The sequence below is a fragment of the Pseudonocardia nigra genome, from assembly GCF_019396355.1.
Classification (GTDB): domain Bacteria; phylum Actinomycetota; class Actinomycetes; order Mycobacteriales; family Pseudonocardiaceae; genus Pseudonocardia; species Pseudonocardia nigra.
Map to the genome: position 1 here is coordinate 1 of NZ_JAHKRK010000401.1, position 2,402 is coordinate 2,402.

Annotated in this window: 2 protein-coding genes and 2 pseudogenes; all 4 read right to left on the reverse strand. The window is 70.4% G+C overall.

What is annotated here, in order from left to right; translation table 11 throughout:
* Positions 1 to 130: 130 nt before the first annotated feature.
* A pseudogene (locus tag KME75_RS40905) lies at positions 131 to 376 on the reverse strand (transposase); the annotation flags it as partial.
* Between the two features lie 13 nt (positions 377 to 389).
* Positions 390 to 1,145: pseudogene (locus KME75_RS40910) on the reverse strand (VirB8 family type IV secretion system protein); the annotation flags it as partial.
* A gap of 58 nt (positions 1,146 to 1,203) precedes the next feature.
* On the reverse strand, positions 1,204 to 1,728 hold the full coding sequence (locus KME75_RS40915) for a hypothetical protein (RefSeq protein ID WP_219420365.1): 525 nt from the start codon (positions 1,726 to 1,728) through the stop codon (positions 1,204 to 1,206).
* A 110-nt stretch (positions 1,729 to 1,838) separates the two neighbouring features.
* A complete protein-coding gene (locus KME75_RS40920) occupies positions 1,839 to 2,210 on the reverse strand; it encodes a hypothetical protein (RefSeq protein ID WP_219420366.1) in 372 nt (123 codons plus the stop codon).
* Positions 2,211 to 2,402: the final 192 nt, after the last annotated feature.

The window sequence follows — 2,402 nt, forward strand, 5'->3', positions numbered from 1 at the left end:
GAACATCGAACCTCCCGAGACGCCGCGTGCTGGACGGCGAGAGATAACCACGTCCACCAGGCAGAACCCGGGACCTCACAGCCTCGTCAACGACGTCCCGGACACCCCGAGAGCGACTCCAGATAACCTGGGGGTTGTTCGACCAGATCTGGCGCCAGATCTCCTTCGGGAACGCGGTGAACGCGAGGACGTCCGCGCGGGCTGTGTCGAGGTGGGCGGCGACCTTGGGCAGTTTCTCGGCCAGGGCGTCGAGGATCCGGTCGAACTGGGCGTGCACGCTCGCCGCGTCGGGTTGGTCGTAGACCGAGTGCAGCAGCGCCGGTACCCACGGCCAGGACGCCTTCGGGGTCGCGGCCATCAGGTTCGCCGCGTAGTGGAGCTGTAAAAGATCAACACGGTGGTTCTTCGGGGACGGGCAGCTCGGCCGGTGGCAGGGAGGCGAGGAGAGCAGCTGCGGTAGAGAATCGCGGTCCGGTTATCGGCGTTGGGAGGTAGCCGTCCTGTTCCAGGAGCGGGCGGACCTCGATCAGGGCGGTGCCGATGGTGCGTGGGCTGACGTCGAACAGGTCCGCGAGGACCTGTCGGGTGCAGACTCGACGCTGGTAGAGCACGGTCGCCAGGATCCGTTCCGGGTCGGTGATCTTCTGTAGGAACCCGCCACCCCGGGCTCCCGGCAGACGTTCTGCACCGCGGCGGCGGTAGCGGCGTCGTTCGACTTGTGCGGCCTGGTGAGCGGCCAGCCGCCCGATCATCTGGCCCAGCTCGGGTCGGGTCATGCCGGTCAGGGCAGGAGCGGACAGCCTCTCGGGCAGGCTCGGGCGCTGCGGTGGGACGTCACGGTCGAGGCCATCGGTGAGGGCGGTCGCGGTGGTGAACCTCAGCGTGCTCGGGAAGGTGGTGTGGCCGTGGTCATCGAGCAGTTGCCGGGTTTCGGCGATCGCCTGGCCGATGGAGTTCGGGTTCACCTCGAGTAGCTCGGACAAGACGTTCTGAGAACAGATCTGCCGCAGGTAGACGATGGTGATCAGGATGCGCTCGGCGTCGGTGAGTAGAGATCGGCTTCCGGCTCCGGGAGCTCGGCGGCGTCGCCCGCCGCGCTGTTCGTAGCAGCGCTGAGCGGTCTGCGCGGCTTGGGCCGGGGCTAGATCGGTGCCAGCGCGACCACCAGGGCCACCGCCGCCGAGTCCGGATCCCCGCCGACGTTCAGCACCCGGCGCTGCCGGAGCAGCTGCCGGGCCACCCGCCGCAGCCCCGCGCCCACAGGACCAGCGACCGGATGGTGGTACGTGGTGGTCGGGCCGCACGGTCGAACTCCTCGGCCGCCGCGTCCAGCTCCGGGGACCAGTAACGGACCGCGGTGAGCACATCCCGCGTCGCGTGTGCGACGTCCGCGGGATCGTCGTGTCCGCGGCCCGCCCGGTCCGCCGAGACCGCCGCTCGCGCCAGTTCGAGCCGCCGACGTGCGGCCTCCATCGGCTCCCCTGCCTCCGAGCCCTCGTCTGCCTGTGCCCAGCCACGCATCAACCGCGGCAACGACAAGTCCGGCGCCAGCTTGCTCCCGCTGTAGAACACCGGTCGTCCGGCCGCGCTCACGTCGCCACATCGGGCGACCTTGTAGCCGAGCGGATCGCCCGACGGCGTCCGCCGCAGCTCAACCAGATAGCCGGCCTCCTCCAACGCGGCCACGAAGCCCGCCGGCCCATCAGCGGCGACCGCAGCCGCTCGCACCGCCCGCGCCAGCTCCACCCGCGCCGGCCCCCGCCCCTGACGACGCCCCTTCTCGATCTCCCCGCGACCCGGCGCCCGCGCCGCGGTCCCGTCCGCAGGAGCCGTGTTCGTCAACCCCAGCCGGCGCTCAATTCGCCGGGCCGCCTCACGCAGCCGAGGGAGTCCCGGCTCGGCCAGATCCGCCGACACGTGTCCTGCCGGACCAGCACCACCGCGATGTGCACGTGGTCATCGGCGTGCCGCACCGCAACCCACCGCGGCCCGCCCGCGTCGTTCCGCGCAGCAACGCCGGCGCCGTCCAGCAACTCCCGAACGACCGACGCCCACTCGGAATCCGTCAACACCCGGTCCCCCGCCGCGACCCGCGCCGAGCAGTGCCAGACATACCCGCGCTTCCCCGCGGCATCCCCCTCCGGCAGGCCTGCTGCAACAGCCGGTGCCCGGAGCGCACGAATCAGCGGCCCCAACTCCAGATCGAACACCGTCGGCCCGATCCGGGCCGGCTGCCAACTGGCGTCACGCCCGTCCCAACTCGCGATGTGAGGTGCCCCGTTGTTCTCGGACTACGGCCCGCATAGGATCGGATCCGAAGGGTGGCGAGAATAGATGCCTCGGAAGTACAGGAAGTTCAGTCCCGAGTTTCGGGATGACGCGGTACGGCTGGTGATCGAGAA